This is a genomic window from Rossellomorea aquimaris, assembly GCF_008180865.1.
Taxonomy (GTDB): Bacteria; Bacillota; Bacilli; order Bacillales; family Bacillaceae_B; genus Rossellomorea; species Rossellomorea yichunensis.
The window spans coordinates 1-20,711 of record NZ_VTEX01000011.1; the positions used below are offsets into that span (position 1 = coordinate 1).

Genomic DNA, 20,711 nt, shown 5'->3' on the forward strand with positions numbered 1-20,711 from the left:
TTTGAGAGGAGCTGTCCTTAGTACGAGAGGACCGGGATGGACGCACCGCTGGTGTACCAGTTGTCTTGCCAAAGGCATCGCTGGGTAGCTATGTGCGGAAGGGATAAGTGCTGAAAGCATCTAAGCATGAAGCCCCCCTCGAGATGAGATTTCCCATCACGTAAGTGAGTAAGATCCCTAGAAGATGACTAGGTAGATAGGTCAGAGATGGAAGCATGGCGACATGTGGAGTTGACTGATACTAATCGATCGAGGACTTAACCACAAAGAGTCATTTTTRAAATGAACACATTGGTCGRTATTCGGCTTTCTTGACATCAATTCTTTATCTAGTTTTGAAGGAACAATCCTTCAATTGAATATTCGTCTGGTGATAATGGCGAAGAGGTCACACCCGTTCCCATGCCGAACACGGAAGTTAAGCTCTTCAGCGCCGATGGTAGTTGGGGGATCTCCCCCTGTGAGAGTAGGACGTCGCCAGGCAAATGTGAAGAAAGAGTAGCTCTTAGGGGCTGCTTTTTTTTTTGGTTTTATTTTTGAGAACTATTGTGGAAGGGGAATTCACTACAAACATAAAACAGTGTCTTGGGGAAAAGTTAATCTTAGTCAATTGGAAATCGTTATGTGAATTTAGGTGATAATTGGTAATAGACGCATAAACAGTAAAAAATGACGCATAAAATGAAAAATCGACGCAATAAAGGGTCAAAACGACGCAATTAGCATGCTGCTTCAAGCTTGACCGCCTCTATTTCTATGAAAATATTGATATCTACCTCCATAAAATAGTCTTCTTTAACACAAAGAAAAATTTTTAGATAGATAGGAACATTTATTAGTGCTTATTACATATAAAACTTTATTTTGAGGGACACAATATCCTCGAATTCTTCCCTGATGGCCAGCAAATGCAATGTTACTCCAAATCATCCTGAAGTATTTGTATTTAAGTCCTATTTTCTATCAACTATTCAATTTATTAATTCTATATGATATCCGACGTCCGACAGCCTGACAATCAACAACTCACCTACCCACTGTACCTCAACCAACCACAAACCTCCATCATCACATGCTCAAAATTGCTAACCACCAACTCTCTAAAGTATTATTTAAATAAGAGTATATACAAGGAGGGATGAACATGACGACAATTTATGATTTTACCGTAAAAAGAGCGAATGGATCTGTAACGTCTCTAGAAGAGTACCAGGGTAAAGTGATGCTTATCGTGAACACAGCCAGTAAGTGTGGCTTTACACCTCAATTTGAGGAGCTGCAGGGCCTGTATGAAGAGTATAAGGATGAAGGACTTGTTGTACTTGGATTTCCATGTGATCAGTTCATGAACCAGGAATTTGATGATCAGGATGAAATCATGGAGTTTTGTCAGGTGAACTACGGGGTATCTTTTCCGATGTTTGGGAAAGTCGATGTGAAGGGGAAGGAAGCTCATCCTCTCTTCACATTTTTAACGAAAGAGAAAAAGGGTGTCCTTCTTTCGAACATTAAGTGGAACTTCACGAAATTTTTAGTTGGGAAAAATGGAGAGGTATTTGATCGTTATTCTCCACAAACAAATCCCCGTAAAATTGAGGACGATATTAAAAGATTACTTCAAGCAGAATAGGGAAAGAGGAAAGGGAGTACGTCATCCTTCCTCTTCCCCCTACATTTTATCCTGAAGTAATTTTAGCAAAAGATACGGTGCTTTATCTGTTGTGACATTGATGAACGTATGGATGATGGGATAGTCTTCATTGGTTCGGTTTTTTAACAGTTCCACCCACCATTCTGTTTCGTATCGGGCAATCATACTCAGGTTATATAATATAGCATAATGGATGAGTACCTCAGGTATTGTCGTGGCTTCACTCCGAATGCCGGGCAGGGCTAATCGGTTTTTGTCCAAGTGCCATCTAATGGGAAGTTGCTCCCGAGCATGTCGTGATTGTAGCGTATTGTCTGAAATCCAAGTGAAATTCTCTGTTACCTTTTCATTCAGATATTGTTTGAACATACTTTCTGACATATGAAAATGGGATAGTAGTGACTCATCAATCATCAGCTCATGTTGATGGGTAAACCAGAACATGGTCTTTTTTTTGAGTAAAATGTGAAATGCATCTTCAAGTTCAGGTATTTGTATGAGTAAATCTTCCATCTTGTATTTTTCCCCCACGATATGTTTCACGTGAAACACGAGGTTGGAGAAGTGTGAAAACAGTCCATTTTTCTGTACCTTTACTTCATCTTGTAAAAAGCGGTACTGCTGCTTTTTTCTTTTCCTGGAGGTAATCCCATGGGCCAGGACTGTGGTAGTTTCCGGATATAGGGGATCCTCCGTTAAGACAATGGCTTTGATAAAGTGAATAAATCCATAGAAAAGCAAAATAGGCTTGAGTGATATAGGAGATTGCATGGCTTGTCTGTAATAAAGTTCTCCTTGCTCCAAGTAGTACATGAATGGATAACAGTTATCATAGCTTTTCATTTCGGCCTGAGAAGATCCCAATTTTTCATAGCATTTTTTTAGAAACTTCTGGGAGTATTCTGCAGACTGAAAATAGTGGATGAAGTCCCATTGTTGATGTATTTCGTTCAAATGATCACCTTCTAATTATTCTGAAAAATTAAATTAATCCTATTCTTCTTGACAGTATTTTAACCAATTGATAACCTACTAATAATATTTTGGGACTAGGGAGGCCGAAAACATGTGGGAATCTAAATTTGCTAAAGAAGGTTTAACGTTTGATGATGTACTATTATTACCAGCCAAATCAGAGGTATTGCCAAAGGATGTAAATATCTCTCTTGAGTTAACAGATTCAATAAAATTGAATGTTCCTGTGATTAGTGCAGGAATGGATACTGTAACAGAAGCTGAAATGGCGATAGCTATGGCTCGCCAAGGTGGATTGGGTATCATCCACAAGAATATGAGTATTGAACAGCAGGCTGAGCAGGTTGATAAGGTAAAACGTTCCGAAAGTGGAGTTATCTCTGACCCATTCTTTTTAACTCCGGATCATCAAGTCTTTTCTGCAGAACACTTGATGGGCAAATATAGAATTTCCGGTGTTCCGATTGTGAACAACGAACAAGAGCAAAAGCTGGTAGGGATTCTAACGAATCGTGACCTTCGTTTCATCCAGGACTACTCCATTCAGATCTCGGATGTCATGACGAAGGAAAACCTCGTCACAGCTCCTGTTGGCACTACCCTAGAAGAAGCGGAAAAAATTCTTCAGCAGTATAAAATTGAGAAGCTTCCTCTGATTGATCAAGAAGGAACGCTTAAGGGACTTATTACGATTAAAGATATCGAAAAAGTCATTGAGTTCCCTAACTCTGCCAAAGACGAACAAGGACGCTTATTGGTTGGAGCAGCTGTCGGTATCTCGAAAGATACGATGACTCGTGTTGAACATTTAGTGAAATCACATGTGGATGTAATTGTAATTGATACAGCTCACGGCCATTCAGCAGGAGTTCTTTCTATTGTTCGTGAAATCCGCGATGCTTATCCAACGTTAAATATCGTAGCAGGAAATGTGGCAACGGCAGATGCCACAAGAGAATTGATTGAAGCTGGTGCTGATGTAGTCAAAGTGGGGATTGGACCTGGTTCAATCTGTACGACTCGTGTTGTCGCAGGTGTCGGCGTTCCACAAATTACCGCTGTTTATGATTGTGCGACAGAAGCAAGAAAGCACGGAAAGAGCATCATTGCCGATGGCGGCATCAAGTATTCAGGTGATATCGTAAAAGCATTAGCAGCAGGTGGACATGCCGTTATGTTAGGAAGCTTACTTGCAGGTACATCTGAAAGCCCAGGCGAAACGGAAATCTTCCAGGGACGTCGTTTCAAAGTATATAGAGGTATGGGATCAGTCAGCTCCATGGAAAAAGGATCGAAGGACCGCTATTTCCAGGAAGAAAATAAAAAGTTTGTTCCAGAAGGAATCGAAGGACGCATTCCTTACAAAGGACCTTTAGCTGATACACTGTATCAGTTAATCGGAGGCTTACGTTCAGGCATGGGATACTGCGGAACAAAGGATCTATACGAATTAAGAGAGCAGGCGCAGTTCATTAAAATGACGGGTGCCGGACTTCGTGAAAGTCATCCTCATGATGTGCAAATCACGAAAGAAGCACCAAACTATTCATTATAAGAAAATAATTCCAAATGCTGATCAGATTCTACTGATCAGCATTTTTTTAATTAGATAAAGCGATATTTACCGCCTATTATCAGAGGTCGCAAGTCCCTTGACCCATGCCAAAACTAGTCATATTCTCTGTCTATTCTTACCTTTCGAACTATGATAAAATAACGAAGGTGTACATAAAATCTTGGAGGGCTAACAGTGAAAAGAAGTTGGATTCAAAAATCTTTTGTTTGTATGATGGTTTTTATGATGGCAATGGGTATCGTAGGGAGACCTGCAAATGCTCAGGGAGACTTGGACGTTAACGCAAAAGCTGCGATTTTAGTAGAAGCAAGCACGGGTAAAATTCTTTATGAAAAGAACTCAGAAAATGCTCAAGGCATTGCAAGTATGACGAAAATGATGACAGAGTACCTGTTATTGGAAGCTATTGAAGAAGGTAAAGTGAAATGGGACCAGAAGTATACGGTACCTGCGAATCTTTCGCAAATGTCTCATAATACTGGTCTTAGTAATGTTAGCCTTGAAGTAGAGGGTACTTATACTATTAAAGAGTTGTATGAAGCAATGGCAATCTATTCAGCTAATGCAGCGACAATAGCAATTACAGAAACAATTGCCGGCTCAGAAGCTAACTTCGTTAAAATGATGAATGCGAAGGCTAAAGAACTTGGCTTGGAAAAATATAAATTTGTAAATTCTACAGGTTTAAACAATAAAGACTTGGCACCTTACGTAGATAAGGTGGTAGGTGGTCCGGAAGAAGAAAATGTGATGTCTGCAAAGGACGTTGCAACACTTGCGTATCGCTTGCTGCATGATTATCCGGAGGTACTCGAGACATCCAGTATTGCGAAGAAGGTATTTGCAGAAGGAACGGATGACCCCACTCAAATGGACAACTGGAACTGGATGTTACCTGGGTTGATCCGTGAGTATGAAGGAATGGACGGTTTGAAAACCGGTACCACAGATTTTGCAGGAGCTAACTTCACCGGTACAGCAGAAAGAGGCGGAATGAGATTTATTACCGTGGTAATGGATGTTGATGTACCAGCTGGTGAAAACTCCTATGATGCCCGCTTTAGTGAAACAAGAAAAATGATGGATTATGCTTTCAACAATTATACAATAGAGGAAGTACTCCCTGCTGACTATCAAGTGAAAGGTCAAAAGACACTTTCAGTTGAAAAAGGTAAGGAAAAAGAAGTTCAAATCAAAACCGATTCCGCACTAAGCATGGTGATTAAGAACGGTGAAGAAGATCAATACAAACCGAAATTTGTGTTAGATAAGAAAAAGCTGAACGATGACAGTGAACTGACAGCACCTGTGAAAAAAGGTGAAAAAGTTGGGTACGTCACGTTGGAATCTAAGGATAAGAAAGATTTAGGTTATCTTACAGACAAAGGGACAAATGCCTCAAAAGCATCAGTTGTAGCTGTGGATGGTGTTGAAAAAGCAAACTGGTTTGTTCTTTCTATGAGAGCTGTAGGAGGGTTCTTCGGGGACATCTGGAACTCGGTTACATCAACGGTTAAAGGCTGGTTCTAATAAGCCCTTAGGTTAAATGATTAAATCAGCACCAAGACTTTTATGTTAGGACAAGTCTTGGTGTTTTTTTATAGGCAGGGTGATAATGAGGCATCTTGCTAGAGCGTCTCAGAAATTTCCATGAAATGCTTGTCGCCTCTGACCAAGCCGCTTCCGCTTTTCGTCTTGTCCAGCTCCAGCGGCTAGGCCCTCGAGGTCATAAGCTAAATCGACCAAAAAGGCAAAGAGCGCCTTTCCGGTCAATTCATCTTATGCTTGTCGGGCCTGACCAAGCCGCTTCCGCTTTTCGTCTTGACATAAGCTTGTTTTTATTGTTTATTTAGCAGTAGGGTTACATAATCATTCCGATTGTTTTAGTCACGTTTTCTTCCTTTTTTGGATGAAAATGGGACAGGCATGGGATAAATATAAGGGGGATATAGATATGAATACTGGTACAGATCGTGTTAAAAGAGGTATGGCTGAAATGCAAAAAGGCGGCGTTATCATGGACGTTGTTAATGCAGAGCAGGCAAAAGTTGCTGAAGCTGCGGGTGCAGTGGCAGTAATGGCTTTAGAACGAGTTCCAGCAGACATCCGTGCTGCAGGTGGGGTAGCAAGAATGGCAGATCCCCGTATTATTGAAGAAGTTATGGGGGCTGTGTCGATTCCTGTAATGGCAAAAGCTCGTATCGGTCATATTGTAGAGGCAAGAGTACTTGAATCAATGGGTGTTGATTATCTTGATGAGAGTGAAGTATTAACGCCTGCTGATGAAGAGTACCATTTAAATAAAAGAGATTTCACTGTACCATTCGTATGTGGTTGCCGTGATTTAGGTGAAGCTGCCCGCCGTATTGGTGAAGGTGCGTCCATGTTACGTACAAAAGGTGAGCCGGGAACAGGTAACATCGTTGAAGCGGTTCGTCATATGCGTAAAGTGAATGCCCAGGTTCGCAAGCTTGTAAGCATGAACGAAGATGAAATCATGACAGAAGCTAAACTTTTGGGAGCTCCATATGAATTATTGTTAGAAATTAAAGAAAACGGACGTTTACCTGTTGTAAACTTTGCTGCAGGCGGAATTGCAACACCAGCTGATGCGGCTCTTATGATGGAATTAGGGGCTGACGGAGTATTCGTAGGTTCTGGTATCTTCAAATCAGAAAACCCTGAGAAATTCGCAAAAGCGATCGTAGAAGCGACAACTCACTATCAAGATTACAAGTTGATCGCAGAGCTATCTAAAGAGCTTGGTGTAGCAATGAAGGGAGTAGAAATTTCTTCTATCTTACCTGAAAACCGTATGCAAGATCGTGGATGGTAAGGTGTGATTCTATGTTGAACATCGGTGTATTAGGACTTCAAGGTGCGGTCAGGGAGCATGTTCGTTCAATTGAAGCTTCTGGTGCCAAGGCCGTCGTCATTAAGCGTGTGGAGCAGCTGGATGAGATTCAAGGGCTGATCATGCCTGGTGGGGAAAGTACCACCATGAGAAGGCTGATCGATCGATATGGCTTTATGGAGCCGTTAAGACAATTTGCGGCAGCCGGAAAGCCGATCTTTGGAACATGTGCAGGGTTGATTCTCTTAGCCAAGCACATTGTCGGCTACGACGAACCTCATCTTGGTGTGATGGACGTAACAGTGGAACGTAATTCCTTTGGGCGGCAGAAAGAAAGTTTTGAAGCGGATCTTTCGATTGCTCACATTGGAGAAGGGTTCAATGCCGTCTTCATCCGTGCTCCGCATATCGTGGAAGCTGGAGAAGATGTTGAAATCCTTGCTAAGCATAATGAACGGATTGTTCTTGCACGTCATGGACAATTCCTCGGTTGCTCTTTCCATCCTGAGTTAACGGATGATCACCGCTTGACTTCTTTCTTCGTTAAGATGGTGAAGGAAAGCATGGAAAAAACAATCGCATAATTCTATTGCAAAATGGAAAACATTGTAGTAGATTATGAAATAACCAATAAAAAACAAAATCGTTGACAGGAAATAGTAGTAAAGAAGGCTTGCTTAAGAGAGTCGATGGCCGGTGAGAATCGACGCAAGAGCTTTATGAATCCATCCTTGAGTGAAGTACTGAATGAAGTAGGTATTTTCGGTGATTCCGTTACCATCTCTTAAGAGGAAGATGCTTAGCGTCTTCAATTAGGGTGGCAACGCGGAAACCTCCGTCCCTTTTACCAGGGATGGGGGTTTTTTATTTTTTTATAAAAAAGGAGAGAGTCTCATGTTAGACATTAAGTACTTACGTAATAATCTGGAAGATGTGAAAGTACGCCTTCAGCACCGTGGTGAGAATCTGGAGGATTTCGGAAAATTTGAAGAGCTTGATAAGAGAAGAAGAGAGCTGCTTGTAGAAAGTGAAGAATTAAAGAGCAAGCGTAATGACGTATCCCAGCAAATTGCAGAGCTGAAGAAAGAGAAAAAAGATGCTCAGGACATGATCGTTGAAATGCGTGAAGTTGGGGCCATGGTTAAAAAGCTCGATGATGAATTACGGGGAGTGGAAGAGGAGTTAGAGCGAATGCTGCTTTCCATTCCTAACATTCCACATGAAACGGTACCGGTTGGTGAAACGGAGGATGATAATGTAGAGGCCCGCAAATGGGGAGAGATACGTGAGTTTGATTTCGAGGCACAGCCTCACTGGGACATTGCAACAGGCCTTGGGATCCTGGATTTCGAACGTGCCGGCAAAGTGACCGGAAGCCGTTTTGTTTTCTATAAAGGGTTAGGAGCAAGACTTGAAAGAGCGTTGATTAACTTCATGATGGATCTTCACATGGATGAGCATGGGTATACAGAAATGATCCCTCCATTCCTGGTGAATAGAGCGAGTATGACAGGAACAGGTCAACTTCCTAAGTTTGAAGAAGATGCGTTCAGAATCGAGAGCGAGGATTATTTCCTGGTACCTACAGCAGAAGTGCCTGTAACGAACTATCACCGTGATGAGATCATGAATGGTGAAGAATTACCCGTAAGCTATGTGGCGTACAGTGCTAACTTCCGTTCTGAAGCTGGATCTGCAGGCCGCGATACACGTGGTCTGATCCGTCAGCACCAATTCAACAAAGTAGAGCTTGTTCGCTTTGTGAAACCTGAAGACTCTTATGATGAGCTTGAGAAGCTGACTGGACATGCTGAGAAAGTCCTTCAGTTACTGGGCTTGCCATACCGTGTGTTATCTATGTGTACTGCGGATTTAGGCTTCACGGCTGCCAAGAAATATGACATTGAAGTCTGGATTCCAAGTTACGGAACTTACCGTGAGATTTCTTCTTGCAGTAACTTTGAAGGCTTCCAGGCAAGACGAGCGAACATACGTTTCAGAAGAGAAGCTAAGGGAAAACCTGAACATGTGCATACGCTGAATGGATCTGGTTTAGCAATCGGACGTACTGTTGCAGCCATCTTGGAAAACTACCAGCAAGAAGATGGATCTGTCATCGTTCCGGAAGCTCTTCGTCCGTATATGGGTGGAGCGGAAGTCATTAAATAATATCAGCCAGCAGGACGACATTGAAAAGGTGCCCCGCGAATTCAGCGTGAGGCACCTTTTAATTTTTTTTAGAAATATGCTTGACTCCATTTGTACACCATGTTATTATAATTATTGTCGATACGGAGGAATACCCAAGTCCGGCTGAAGGGATCGGTCTTGAAAACCGACAGGGGTGTAACAGCCCGCGGGGGTTCGAATCCCCCTTCCTCCTCCATTGATTTTTTTATAACCATAGCGCATAAACATTGGAGATAGAATTCGTTACATTTTATGTAACGAATTTTTTTATTTTATGGATATGTCGATTGGCTTAGTCCGATTTACTTAAGGTTTTTAATGTCTTCTCTTAAATGGTCGTCCGATGTATGTTCCAGTACGCCTATCTTAGTGATGTGAAGTCGTGCTTCCTCATCTCCAAGCAAATAAATCTTCGAATAGATATCCCTCATGGATTGATCATATTGACTGTCTTCAGGTGAATTGTGATATTGGCGAAACGGAACCTGAGCCCGTCTCATAGTAGACATGTCATCATCATAGTTATCATTGAACAGCATTTTCAGTTCGTTTACTTCTGTCGGGGTAGCAAATATGCGAAAGCTTGGACTGGCATTTTGATTCGGGTCCTGCAAGATGTCCCCACTGCTGATATCCACGAAATACGTTTGTTTTGATTCCATGATTCTTTCATCTCCTTGTGATTGCTTGTTATTACATATACCTCTTTCTGAATGGAAATAAACGGGTGGATGGTCTTCAGATTGTTGTTTATTAACATATCGTCTGCCCGGGCTCTGTTAATTAGTGTGTGCTGGATGGTGAGGGGAACCGCTTCGCTTTCCGCGGACGAACGGCCGAGCCTCCTCAGCTTAACCGAACGGGGTCTCGGCACGCCCGATACCCGCCGGAGTCTACGCAGTTCCCCTCACCATCTTTAAGAGATTTCGTGACAGAGCTACAAAGATAGGGTGTCAAAGTACAACCCAATAAAAATTTAATTCATGATAAACAAATCAACCACTACTTACCTTAAATGATTTTATTTGCTAAATCCTTGTTTCTTATTTATCTTTTTTAATAATAGATGCCTAGAAGTTGATTGGAGAGGAAGGTGCTCGACTCCTGCGGGAATAGCGGGAAAGTTGAGACCCCGCAGGCGAAGCCGAGGAGGCTCAACTCACGCCCCGCGGAAAGCGAGCACCTGGAGCGGAGCACTTTCTTATTAAAAAACAGCAAAGTTTTATATATAAAAAAGACTACCCTTGCCGCATTGGTCAGAGTAGTCATTTCTGTATTCTTAACTTTTCAACATTCTCGTCTGTTCAATGAAATACCCGATTCGTTCGACGATTGGTTCGATTGAGTTTTGATCGTTCACCAGGTCGTATTCGCTGATGTCGAGTCTCAGTACGGGACAAGCGTTAAAGGAGTTGATCCAGTTTTCATATCGCTCGTGCATTTCTTCCCAATAGGCAACAGGTGTCTGTTGTTCCATTGGGCGGCCGCGCTCACGGATGCGATCAACGACATTATCAATGGATCCTTCAAGGTAAATCAGAAGATCAGGGTGAGGGAAGTATGGTGTCATGACCATGGCATCGAAAAGACTTGTATACGTTTCATAATCGATCTCGCTCATATTCCCTTTTTCATAATGCATGCGGGCGAAGATGCCTGTATCTTCATAGATGGAACGATCTTGAATGAAGCCGCCGCCGTATTCAAAGATTTTCTTTTGTTCTTTGAAGCGTTCCGCCAAGAAGTATACTTGAAGATGGAAGCTCCAGCTTTTAAAGTCCTGATAAAATTTATCAAGATACGGATTGGTATCAACTTTTTCAAATGACGTCCGGAAGCCGAGTGCCGTGGCCAAGCCGTTTGTCATAGTGGATTTCCCGACACCGACTGTTCCGGCGATGGTGATCACGGCATTGTTCGGGATCCCGTATTTAGTGCGAAGATTCATGATAGTGAACTCCTTTTTTAAGTGTAGTCTCTAACTGTGTAATAATGTGTTCCAGGTCCTCTTTATTTTGAACGAAGTCTACGTGGTCGCCATTGTAGCGAAGAACAGGAATGTCAGGGTGAGTTTTTTCAAATGTATTCATATATTCTTCATAGTCCAGTGATAGCTGCTTAAGGTAAAGAGGGCTGATTTTCTTTTCGAAGTCTCTTCCTCTTTTTTCAATGCGCTTTAATAGCGTATCGAGACTTGCGTTCAAATAAATCACGACATTTGGCCTCGGCATGTCCGAGGTTAGAATGTCATAGATATTAAGATACTTTTTGAACTGTTGTTCATCTTTCAATGTGCGTTTAGCAAAGATGATGTTTTTAAGAATATGATAATCTGCTACAACAGATTTGTTTTGAGATAGGTAGTGTTTTTCAATATCCTCTAGCTGTTTATAACGATTGCATAAGAAAAACATCTCTGTTTGAAAGCTCCATTCTTCAATGTCATCATAAAATTTGTCTAAGAACGGGTTTTCATCCACGATTTCTTTCAGTAAGTGAAAATGAAAATGCTCTGAAATCGCTTTTGCCAGAGAGGTTTTTCCTATTCCAATCGGGCCTTCAACGGTAATGAAAGGAATGCGCCCCATTAATTGTCCTCCTCATATTACGGCAATCTTTTTCTCTTATAAAAATGTAAAACTAAAAAATTACGACAGGAATTATTGTAACACAATATATGGATGGTTTGTTCAGGTTATTTCCCGGGTTCGGAAAATACGCTACGTTCACTATATCGACTGTCACCGATCAATTCTTTATGGAAACACAAATAAAAAGCTGATGGATAGGTGTTTATAGATTTACCTATCCATCAGCTACTATTTATTATCTTTTTACGACATTAAAATTGTCAGAAAGTAACAGCCAGTTTTGCGGGAAGGGAAGACCCAGTTTCCAGTAGCTCATTCCTCTTAGTTTCAGCTCTTTCATGAGGTCGAATTTTGCCTGGATGCTCCGTGCGTCTTCGAACCACACTTCATGATCCTTACCTGTACTCCCGTCACGGTATTTAAAGAAAGGGGCTTGTGCTTTTTGATCATACTGAATCGGTACGTTGTTATCCGCGGCTATCTTGATTGCCTGTTGAGGACTGATGGCTTTTGCTGTACTCCCCTGTACAAATGGGAGGGTCCAGTCATACCCATATAAATTTTGCCCCATGAGAATCTTTGATGGAGGCATTTCTGAAATGGCGTATTCAAGTACTTCACGAACAGGTCCGATAGGGGAAACGGCCATGGCGGGACCTCCACTATATCCCCACTCATAGGTCATGATTACGACAAAGTCGACAATTTCACCGTGAGCCTTATAATCATGGGCTTCATACCATTTGCCTTTTTGGTCGGCACTTGTCTTAGGAGCCAGGGCGGTTGAAAGCAGCCACCCTTCTTGATTAAAACGCTGTTTTGCTTTTCGTAAAAATTGGTTGTAGGCTTCTTTGTCCTGTGGACGTAAATATTCAAAGTCGAAGTGAATGTCTCTGAACCCGTATTTTTTAGCTGTTTGTACAATATTATTAAGGAACTTATCCTGGATCGCCTGGTCGGTTAACAGGATACGTCCCAGTTCATCGCTGAAAGTTCCTTCCTCTTGGTTGGTGATGGCCATCATCATGACATTATTATTGTCTTTCCCTGTTTGAATCAGATTTCCGAGAGGTGGTTCTTGAAGTGAGCCATCACGTTTCGCTTGAAAACTGAAGGGAGCAAGATACGTAAGATATGGTGCTGCTTCCTTGGCGCTATCTTCAAGGTTTTGGGCGACTTCTTTTCCGTAGGGCTCTACATATGCGTTAAACTCCCCATTGCCTTTGGGCTTCTGTGGAACGTATAAACGCAACCCCACCTGTAAAGGCTGATTGGGAGAAATTCCATTCACTCTTGCCAATTCCTGATAGGGGACTCCAGTTTTCTGACTGATCGCCCAAAGGCTGTCTCCAGGTTGAACAAAATAAAAGCTTCCTATAATAGGGATGACCAGTGATTGGCCGACCACCAGGTTATCAGGGTTAGGCAGTTCATTGGCATCTACAATATCCTTAACTGTTGATCCATACGCTTGTGCGATACCAAATAACGATTGGTTCGGTTGGACAACATGAATTTGCATACACAGACCCTCCTATATTTCATTCACTATAATCAACTTATGAAATGGAAGGCCGCGATATGTTTTGCGGAACAAATATTATACTATCTCATAGGTGGAATTTATCTTTGCTTTTAATACATTTTTCATCATCGTCAACGCATAGTGATTGTCTTCATCACTGACAGATGCAATAGCGTTATTGGGCACAATAAGGTTAAACTCTCTCATATAGGCATCGTTTGCTGTAAAAAGTACACAGATGTTCCCGGCGATACCCGTGATGATAAGGTTTTTTACAGACAAATGGTGCAAAAGCGTATTTAACGCGGTGCCGTAAAAAGCGGAATGCTTTGGTTTAATAAGAAAAAAATCTTTATCCGTCGGCTGGAGCGGAGTCATGATACTATCACTCACATCATTATGACATTTCTGGTAAATCTCTTTGTAATCTGCTTTCCATAACTCATAATGGTCGTTAATATAAATGACAGGATGCTGATGTTTGGTACAATAGTGACGTAAAGTGTTTATAGGTTCAACAATTTTGCGGGTATGGCGAGCTAATATATTTCCATGCTCAAAGTCGAACGGATTCATAATGTCGATAATAAGAAGTGCTGTTTCGTTAGGTATCATATTGAATGCCCCTTTCTCTTATAGTTTGGAGTGAATGGGGATATTTTATAAAGAAAAGAGAAATAAATTTGCGGGAGTATATAATGGGTATAAGAGAAGAACGATTTATGATGGAAGCATTAAAGGAAGCAGAAAAAGCGGCAGCGTTACAGGAAGTTCCGATCGGAGCGGTCATTGTAATGGGGGATGAAATCATCGCCCGTGCTCATAATCTGAGAGAAACGAGTCAAAATGCCATCACTCATGCCGAGACACTAGCCATCCAAGAGGCATGTGAGAGGCTTGGCACATGGAGGCTTGAGGGGGCGGAGCTTTATGTCACCCTTGAACCGTGTCCGATGTGCAGTGGAGCTATCATCCTTTCGAGAATAGAGAAAGTTATATATGGAGCAATGGATCCTAAAGCGGGTTGTGCGGGAACATTAATGAATCTACTGGAAGATGATCGATTTAATCATCAATGTGAAGTGGTGCCTGGAGTACTTTCAGAAGAGTGCGGTGGAATCCTTTCCCGTTTTTTTAAAGACTTACGAGAGCGGAAGAAGTTCGAGAAGAAGAACAGGACTTCCGGTCTGTAAATAACTTACAGTATTCCATCATTGCTTTTTACCGTAAATCCTAGTATACTTAATCTTGCGTCGCACTTATGACGCAACTAAATATGGTATCAATTTTGCCGTGCTAGGTGGGGAGGTAGCGGTGCCCTGTACTCGCAATCCGCTCTAGCGAGACCGAATTCCTTTCCGAGGCTGGCACTCTGTAGGGCTGCCTCAAGTAAGTGGTGTTGACGCCTGGGTCCTGCGCAATGGGAATCCATGAACCATGTCAGGTCCGGAAGGAAGCAGCATTAAGTGGAAGCTCCCATGTGCCGCAGGGTTGCCTGGGCCGAGCTAACTGCTTGAGTAACGCCTATGGATGCTTGTCGACGAAAGGTGCACGGCAGTTTAATTTATATACAACAACTCATCCTTCATTGGGTGAGTTTTTTGTTTGTATAAAGGTTTGAGGGTTAACCTAAATTGATCTCCGGTTTTCTTTGTAAAAGGGTTTTAGATTACGTTATAATAGATACTATAGTACATAAACAAGAGGGGGGAGTATTTTGGCATATCAAGCTTTATACCGTGTGTGGCGTCCTCAGTCATTTATTGATGTAGTTGGACAGCAGCATGTAACGAAAACGTTGCAAAATGCCCTCCTTCATCAGAAGATTTCACATGCTTATTTATTCTCGGGGCCAAGGGGAACAGGGAAAACGAGTGCAGCGAAGATCTTGGCGAAAGCAGTTAACTGTGAGCGGTCTCCGATAGCGGAACCTTGTAATGAGTGTGATGCCTGCAAAGGGATTACTGATGGTTCGATTCCCGATGTCATCGAAATCGATGCTGCTTCCAATAACGGAGTGGAAGAGATCCGGGACATCCGGGATAAAGTCAAATATTCTCCTAACGTAGTCGAGTATAAAGTCTACATCATAGATGAAGTTCATATGCTGTCTATCGGAGCCTTTAATGCGTTACTGAAAACGTTAGAGGAACCACCTAAGCACGTCATCTTTATCCTTGCGACTACAGAGCCTCACAAGATTCCCCTTACAATCATCTCACGTTGTCAGCGATTTGACTTCAAACGGATCACAGCCAGGGATATTGTGGGTCGGATGAGTCATATTGCCACAGAATCAGGTGTGAACTTTGAAGAAAAAGCCCTTACGATTATTGCACGGGCTGCTGAAGGCGGGATGCGTGATGCCCTTAGCCTTCTTGATCAGGCCATCTCCTTTAGCCAGGACAGGGTAACCGTAGACGATGCGTTGACTGTAACAGGGGCTGTTTCTCAAGGATACTTAAATACATTGGCGAAAGCGATTTTGGAAAGAGATGTCACAAGTGGATTAGGTGCCCTGGAAGAATTGCTATTCCAAGGGAAGGACCCGGCGAGGTTCGCAGAGGACTTTATTCTTTATTTCAGGGATATGCTGTTATACCAGACGGCTCCAAATCTCGAAGAATCACTGGAAAGAGTCATGCTCGACGATGATTTTAAAGAACTCGCCGGTCAAACTCAGCCTCAGCAGATTTACCAATATATCGATGTCTTGAATCAGGCCGGTCAGGAAATGAAGTTCACGAATCATGCCCGGATCTACCTGGAGGTTTCCATTGTGAAGCTTTGTCAAATGGAAGCACCTGCATCTGCTTCTTCTCCGGAAGTGAGCGAGATGATGAAAAAAATCAAATTTCTTGAAAAAGAGATTGAACAGCTGAAGGCGAATGGAGTCAAGGTTCAAGCGGAGCCGGCTTCACAACCGGCGAAAAAACCGATCAGGGCAAAGAAAGGCTTCCGGGCTCCTACCGGAAAAATTCAGGAAGTACTCCGGACCGCGACGAAAGAAGATCTCAATCTGATCAAGAGCCGCTGGGGAGATATGGTCGAAACATTGAATCAGCGTCAAATGCGCTCACAATCAGCATTGTTAAATGATGCTGAACCTGTAGCAGCTACAAACGGCTCATTTGTGTTAAAATTTAAATACGATATTCATTGTCAGATGGCAATGGAGAATCAAGCTTTCACTTCAGCGATTGCTTCCATACTGGAAGAGCTTACAGGAAACAGCTATGCAGCGATTGGAATTCCTGAAGATCAGTGGATGTCCATAAGAGAAGACTTTATCAGAAACTCGAAAACAGAAGATGGAGATTCATCAGGCGAGGATCAAGGTGAAGACTCACTCTTGAAGGAAGCTGAAAAGCTTGTCGGTATGGATTTAATAGAATTAAACGATTAATCTAGAAAAATTAACTGGAGGTAATAATATGATGCGTGGAAATGGTAATATGCAAAATATGATGAAGCAAATGCAAAAGATGCAAAAGAAAATGGCGGAAGCTCAAGAAGAATTAGGGGAAAAGCAAATCGAAGGAACAGCTGGCGGCGGAATGGTGACTGTTATCGTTTCCGGTCACAAACAAGTTATTGATGTAAAGATCAACGAAGAAGCTGTGGATCCGGATGATGTAGAAATGCTACAAGATTTAGTCCTTTCAGCGACAAACGATGCACTGAAGAAAGCAGACGAATTAACGAACTCAACTATGGGTCAATTCACTAAAGGAATGAACCTACCGGGAATGTTCTAGGAGGCAATACGATGCATTATCCTGAGCCTATATCGAAGCTGATCGACAGCTTTATGAAACTGCCGGGAATAGGGCCGAAAACTGCGGCCCGACTGGCTTTTTTTGTTCTTAGCATGAAAGAAGATACTGTATTGGATTTTGCGAAAGCATTGGTCAATGCAAAACGTAATTTAAGTTACTGTTCTGTCTGCGGCCATATTACAGATCAGGATCCATGCTATATTTGTGAGGATCAAAGACGGGACCGCAGCATCATCTGTGTAGTTCAAGACCCCAAGGATGTCATTGCGATGGAGAAGATGAAAGAATATAACGGACAATACCATGTGCTCCACGGCGCCATCTCTCCAATGGACGGGATTGGACCCGAGGACATCAATGTTCCGGATCTGATAAAGCGTCTTCACGGTGACGAGGTCCAGGAAGTCATCCTCGCGACCAACCCGAACATAGAAGGGGAAGCGACAGCGATGTACATCTCACGTCTAGTCAAACCATCAGGTATCCGAATCACAAGAATTGCTCATGGGCTTCCTGTCGGTGGAGATCTTGAGTATGCAGATGAAGTAACGTTATCGAAAGCCCTTGAGGGAAGAAGGGACGTTTAACGAAGGAGAGGATACCTATGTTTTTCCGAAAAAAAGGAAAGCTGAAAAAAGAGTATGACCAATCCTTACTTCACGTTTTAGACGAAACCAAGGATCATTGGAATCAGCAACGTTCCATCGATGAGATGAGTGTTGATTATAATCTGAACATCCACTGTCATTCGAAAATAGCAGAAGCTAAATATTTTTTTCTCTTTAGAGAAGCAAAACATAGAAAGATCGTCATAAAAAGGTAGACAACCCTCATATCCTTTCAATAAGAGACTATTTATGTTCTATGTTGAGAGGAGAGAAGGGTATGAGCCCAGTTATCGTCATTGCAGTGATCAGCGGACTGATTGTACTTCTATTGGCCACCGGCACACCCATCAAGCCACTTCGGTTTGTGGGACAAGTTGCCATGAAGGTCATGATCGGAGCACTCTTTTTATTTTTCCTGAACGCCTTTGGCAGTCAGTACGGAATCCACGTTCCTATTAATCTGGCAACCTCATCTATTTCTGGAATATTAGGTATTCCGGGAGTGGTGGGATTGACCGTCATCCAGATGTGGATCCTATAACCATACTATAGCAAGAAGAAAGGCAGTCGAAGCATCAGGTGGGATTTTTTCTTACTTGGACCTTGGCTGCTATTTTACATAGGAAGAGAACAGGGGGAAGAACAATGAAAATTGTCATTGAACTCGATTCCTTTAAAGGTTCCATGACAAGTATCGCAGCGGCTGAAGCAATACGGAGGGTGATTCATCAGATTAATCCTTCATTGAAACAGTCATCATCCCAATGGCTGATGGTGGTGAAGGTACGGTCGATGCCATGATAAGTATCATAAATGGGGAAACAAGATCGGCTAAAGTTAGTTTAATCTTGTATATTTGTAGTGCCCTTCCGTTCAGGATTAAGGAAAGGCACTTGCTGTTCTTCCACTATTCACTTAAAAACGTTTTTGGCATCACTACCGCTATTACTTCACCCCGTGCACACAGTTTTCCTTCTGCAAACACTTCTGTTTCCACTCTGAATTTCTTAGGATGAACTTCATGAACTGTGCCCACCGCTTTTAACGGAACGTGGTGAGGTGTGGGTTTCATAAAGTCAACTTGTAATGAAGCAGTGACAAAACGTGGAGGCTCTTGACCACTACCAATCACTTCACCGTTTTTTCTATGAAGAGCAATCGCGGCTGAACCAGTGCCGTGGCAATCGATTAAGGAAGCAATCAACCCTCCATAGACGAATCCTGGCAAGGCAGTGTGTTCCGGTTTAGGTGTATACATTGTAATCGTATGACCATCTTCAAATCCAGTACGAAAATGATGGCCTTCCTTATTGAGTCGGCCGCAGCCATAACACCACGCAAACTCATTTGGGTAATCATCTTGAATGGCATGAGTGACTTCGTTCATTTTTAACTTCCCCCTTCATCACAGACTTGTTCTCTAATAGTCTTCTATTAACGTTCTGAAATCCCTTTATTGGTTCGTCCAATAAATTTTACAAATATAAAGGTAATAACACTTTTCTTAACCAGTAGCGTTTGGTATAATATGGATACCCCCCTCCTCCCTTCCTGTTCATTTTCCAATTCAACCAAAAAATCTAGAAAGCTGGTGGTTTTATAGTGAAAAGTAGACTAATCCAAGACAGTCCTCACATTAGAGTATGGTTACAGGAATTCAACCATCCGGACGAGCACCTCGAAATGCTTGAAAAATTCAAGATTGGCAGAGAATTCAATCTGAGGTCTCGTGGTTTAATAGAGTACTACGGAATTGACCTCATAGATTATAAACGTGAACAAATGGCCAATAAAAAACGCAATGAATTCCTCACCGCATTTTCCCACTATATGACGGATCATTTAGAAGATGAGTGTCCCCGCTCCTGGAAAGAGTGTCCACCATCCTTTTGGGAAGAACTGATCTTTGCATATCTCCCTCATACCATGAAAGTCGTCCCCAAGAAAAACTACACAGAACAATTCCTCCTGCAGCTGAAAAAGTTTGTCCGGTGGCTCGACAAAAGAAACGATACAACGTTTATGGAAGTAGTAGATTCCTACATTTTCGAAGCTACTCAGATCTTAAAGAAATATGAATCCCTATTCTCAGAGCTATTCTTAAAAAATTATCCGGGGTTGCATCTCCCTGACTGGGATTGTATGAAAGAAATAGAGTGTTTGGATAAAAGGATGGAAGAGTTCGATGAAACCACTTATGGAGTATTCGAAGTGACCAAGGTTAACGATGATGGCATCGTTCTCCTGGACTTACATTCTCATTATTCGTATTTCACAAAAAGCATTTCCCATGAAAAAGCAGAGCTGGGGATGATTATTACAGGGTGCTTTGGGAAAAAGAAGCATGCGTTCTTATGGGATCTAGCTTTCATTGACGGCATCTATCCTAAAAGAGCATTCAAATATATACAATTGTCCGAGTAACAAATGTGAAGATAGTATCTGTTCCTTAGTATAGGAAAGGTACTGTTTCTTTCCTTTCAGAAGAATGGAAGCAACAGAAAATCCATTCTTCTGAAATAAAATTGTAAAAGGTGAAAAATACTATTGACTCTTTATAGTAGAAGATGCTATTATATTCCTTGTCGCCAAAACGACGTGAAAAACAAATTTCAAATAAAGCTTGACGCTCTATGACGAAAAATGTTATATTTAAGAGGTGCTCAAGAGAGCCCAATGTTATATTGAACCTTGAAAACTGAACAAAACAAGACAATACGTCAACGTTAATTCTAGATTTATTTTTAAAGAGCTATTCAAACTTTTATCGGAGAGTTTGATCCTGGCTCAGGACGAACGCTGGCGGCGTGCCTAATACATGCAAGTCGAGCGGATTGATGGGAGCTTGCTCCCGTCAGTCAGCGGCGGACGGGTGAGTAACACGTGGGTAACCTGCCTGTAAGACTGGGATAACTCCGGGAAACCGGGGCTAATACCGGATAACTCATTTCCTCGCATGAGG

Annotated in this window: 22 protein-coding genes, 1 tRNA gene, 3 rRNA genes, 1 other RNA gene and 1 other annotated feature; of the genes, 20 read left to right on the plus strand and 7 right to left on the minus strand. The window is 42.2% G+C overall.

Going from position 1 to position 20,711, the window contains the following annotated elements; translation table 11 throughout:
• The 3 genes from FZC88_RS23540 to FZC88_RS23550 form a co-directional block, all read left to right on the plus strand.
• Nucleotides 1-265, plus strand: a 23S ribosomal RNA gene (locus tag FZC88_RS23540); the annotation flags it as partial.
• Between the two features lie 101 nt (nt 266-366).
• A 5S ribosomal RNA gene (gene rrf, locus FZC88_RS23545) occupies nt 367-483 on the plus strand.
• Between the two features lie 661 nt (nt 484-1,144).
• Nucleotides 1,145-1,630, plus strand: a complete 486-nt coding sequence (locus FZC88_RS23550; RefSeq protein ID WP_148996628.1) for a glutathione peroxidase — start codon at nt 1,145-1,147, stop codon at nt 1,628-1,630.
• Nucleotides 1,631-1,669: 39 nt separating this feature from the next.
• Here the strand turns inward: FZC88_RS23550 and FZC88_RS23555 are convergent, their stop codons facing one another.
• A complete protein-coding gene (locus tag FZC88_RS23555) occupies nt 1,670-2,605 on the minus strand; it encodes a YaaC family protein (protein WP_262372027.1) in 936 nt (311 codons plus the stop codon).
• Between the two features lie 112 nt (nt 2,606-2,717).
• On the opposite strand from FZC88_RS23555, the gene guaB reads away from it, so the two are divergent.
• The 6 genes from guaB to FZC88_RS23585 all read left to right on the plus strand — a co-directional run bounded on the left by guaB (nt 2,718) and on the right by FZC88_RS23585 (nt 9,442).
• A complete protein-coding gene (gene guaB / locus FZC88_RS23560; RefSeq protein WP_148996629.1) occupies nt 2,718-4,181 on the plus strand; it encodes an IMP dehydrogenase in 1,464 nt (487 codons plus the stop codon).
• 195 nt (nt 4,182-4,376) lie between these two features.
• Nucleotides 4,377-5,732, plus strand: a complete 1,356-nt coding sequence (locus FZC88_RS23565) for a D-alanyl-D-alanine carboxypeptidase family protein (RefSeq protein WP_148996630.1) — start codon at nt 4,377-4,379, stop codon at nt 5,730-5,732.
• 424 nt (nt 5,733-6,156) lie between these two features.
• Nucleotides 6,157-7,038, plus strand: a complete 882-nt coding sequence (pdxS, locus tag FZC88_RS23570; RefSeq protein WP_148996631.1) for a pyridoxal 5'-phosphate synthase lyase subunit PdxS — start codon at nt 6,157-6,159, stop codon at nt 7,036-7,038.
• Nucleotides 7,039-7,049: 11 nt separating this feature from the next.
• Nucleotides 7,050-7,640 (plus strand): pyridoxal 5'-phosphate synthase glutaminase subunit PdxT, encoded by a 591-nt coding sequence (gene pdxT, locus FZC88_RS23575; protein ID WP_148996632.1) that lies wholly within the window; start codon nt 7,050-7,052, stop codon nt 7,638-7,640.
• A gap of 53 nt (nt 7,641-7,693) precedes the next feature.
• Nucleotides 7,694-7,902: a binding site (T-box leader), on the plus strand.
• Nucleotides 7,903-7,950: 48 nt separating this feature from the next.
• Nucleotides 7,951-9,225 (plus strand): serine--tRNA ligase, encoded by a 1,275-nt coding sequence (gene serS, locus FZC88_RS23580; RefSeq protein ID WP_148996633.1) that lies wholly within the window; start codon nt 7,951-7,953, stop codon nt 9,223-9,225.
• Between the two features lie 124 nt (nt 9,226-9,349).
• Nucleotides 9,350-9,442 (plus strand) — tRNA-Ser (locus tag FZC88_RS23585).
• A gap of 106 nt (nt 9,443-9,548) precedes the next feature.
• Here FZC88_RS23585 and FZC88_RS23590 read toward each other — a convergent pair.
• From FZC88_RS23590 to FZC88_RS23610, 5 genes are all read right to left on the minus strand, one after another.
• Nucleotides 9,549-9,908: a hydrolase gene (locus FZC88_RS23590; RefSeq protein ID WP_148971415.1), complete on the minus strand. Its 360-nt coding sequence runs from the start codon at nt 9,906-9,908 to the stop codon at nt 9,549-9,551.
• Between the two features lie 617 nt (nt 9,909-10,525).
• Nucleotides 10,526-11,194: a deoxynucleoside kinase gene (locus tag FZC88_RS23595; protein ID WP_148996634.1), complete on the minus strand. Its 669-nt coding sequence runs from the start codon at nt 11,192-11,194 to the stop codon at nt 10,526-10,528.
• Nucleotides 11,178-11,834 carry a deoxynucleoside kinase gene (locus tag FZC88_RS23600; protein WP_148971416.1) on the minus strand — a complete coding sequence of 219 codons (657 nt, stop codon included), beginning with the start codon at nt 11,832-11,834 and terminating at the stop codon, nt 11,178-11,180. Before FZC88_RS23600 ends, FZC88_RS23595 begins: the two co-directional genes overlap by 17 nt.
• A 238-nt stretch (nt 11,835-12,072) precedes the next feature.
• Nucleotides 12,073-13,359 carry a glycoside hydrolase family 18 protein gene (locus tag FZC88_RS23605; protein ID WP_148996635.1) on the minus strand — a complete coding sequence of 429 codons (1,287 nt, stop codon included), beginning with the start codon at nt 13,357-13,359 and terminating at the stop codon, nt 12,073-12,075.
• A 78-nt stretch (nt 13,360-13,437) separates the two neighbouring features.
• Nucleotides 13,438-13,977 carry a cysteine hydrolase family protein gene (locus FZC88_RS23610; protein ID WP_148996636.1) on the minus strand — a complete coding sequence of 180 codons (540 nt, stop codon included), beginning with the start codon at nt 13,975-13,977 and terminating at the stop codon, nt 13,438-13,440.
• Nucleotides 13,978-14,060: 83 nt separating this feature from the next.
• Here FZC88_RS23610 and tadA point away from each other — a divergent pair, with 83 nt between their 5' ends.
• The 9 genes from tadA (at nt 14,061) to FZC88_RS24780 (ending at nt 18,765) form a co-directional block, all read left to right on the plus strand.
• Nucleotides 14,061-14,555: a tRNA adenosine(34) deaminase TadA gene (gene tadA, locus FZC88_RS23615; protein ID WP_187443742.1), complete on the plus strand. Its 495-nt coding sequence runs from the start codon at nt 14,061-14,063 to the stop codon at nt 14,553-14,555.
• A gap of 98 nt (nt 14,556-14,653) precedes the next feature.
• Nucleotides 14,654-14,917, plus strand: an RNA gene (gene ffs / locus FZC88_RS23620) — signal recognition particle sRNA large type.
• Between the two features lie 162 nt (nt 14,918-15,079).
• Nucleotides 15,080-16,768 carry a DNA polymerase III subunit gamma/tau gene (gene dnaX / locus FZC88_RS23625; protein ID WP_148996637.1) on the plus strand — a complete coding sequence of 563 codons (1,689 nt, stop codon included), beginning with the start codon at nt 15,080-15,082 and terminating at the stop codon, nt 16,766-16,768.
• Nucleotides 16,769-16,796: 28 nt separating this feature from the next.
• The gene (locus tag FZC88_RS23630) at nt 16,797-17,120 is read left to right on the plus strand and encodes a YbaB/EbfC family nucleoid-associated protein (protein ID WP_187443743.1); all 324 of its coding nucleotides are present in this window, start codon (nt 16,797-16,799) and stop codon (nt 17,118-17,120) included.
• Nucleotides 17,121-17,131: 11 nt separating this feature from the next.
• Nucleotides 17,132-17,728 carry a recombination mediator RecR gene (gene recR, locus FZC88_RS23635; RefSeq protein ID WP_044340678.1) on the plus strand — a complete coding sequence of 199 codons (597 nt, stop codon included), beginning with the start codon at nt 17,132-17,134 and terminating at the stop codon, nt 17,726-17,728.
• Between the two features lie 17 nt (nt 17,729-17,745).
• Nucleotides 17,746-17,964, plus strand: a complete 219-nt coding sequence (locus tag FZC88_RS23640; RefSeq protein WP_044340677.1) for a YaaL family protein — start codon at nt 17,746-17,748, stop codon at nt 17,962-17,964.
• A gap of 62 nt (nt 17,965-18,026) precedes the next feature.
• On the plus strand, nt 18,027-18,290 hold the full coding sequence (locus tag FZC88_RS23645) for a pro-sigmaK processing inhibitor BofA family protein (RefSeq protein WP_044340676.1): 264 nt from the start codon (nt 18,027-18,029) through the stop codon (nt 18,288-18,290).
• Between the two features lie 104 nt (nt 18,291-18,394).
• Nucleotides 18,395-18,550 carry a glycerate kinase gene (locus FZC88_RS23650; RefSeq protein ID WP_148996638.1) on the plus strand — a complete coding sequence of 52 codons (156 nt, stop codon included), beginning with the start codon at nt 18,395-18,397 and terminating at the stop codon, nt 18,548-18,550.
• A complete protein-coding gene (locus FZC88_RS24780) occupies nt 18,514-18,765 on the plus strand; it encodes a glycerate kinase (RefSeq protein WP_148996639.1) in 252 nt (83 codons plus the stop codon). The genes FZC88_RS23650 and FZC88_RS24780 overlap by 37 nt, the downstream gene beginning before the upstream one ends.
• Here the strand turns inward: FZC88_RS24780 and FZC88_RS23660 are convergent.
• The gene (locus FZC88_RS23660) at nt 18,657-19,136 is read right to left on the minus strand and encodes a PaaI family thioesterase (protein ID WP_148971423.1); all 480 of its coding nucleotides are present in this window, start codon (nt 19,134-19,136) and stop codon (nt 18,657-18,659) included. The genes FZC88_RS24780 and FZC88_RS23660 overlap by 109 nt on opposite strands.
• Nucleotides 19,137-19,351: 215 nt before the next feature.
• On the opposite strand from FZC88_RS23660, the gene FZC88_RS23665 reads away from it, so the two are divergent.
• Together FZC88_RS23665 and FZC88_RS23670 are read left to right on the plus strand one after the other, a co-directional pair.
• On the plus strand, nt 19,352-20,173 hold the full coding sequence (locus tag FZC88_RS23665; protein WP_148996640.1) for a hypothetical protein: 822 nt from the start codon (nt 19,352-19,354) through the stop codon (nt 20,171-20,173).
• 340 nt (nt 20,174-20,513) lie between these two features.
• A 16S ribosomal RNA gene (locus FZC88_RS23670) occupies nt 20,514-20,711 on the plus strand; the annotation flags it as partial.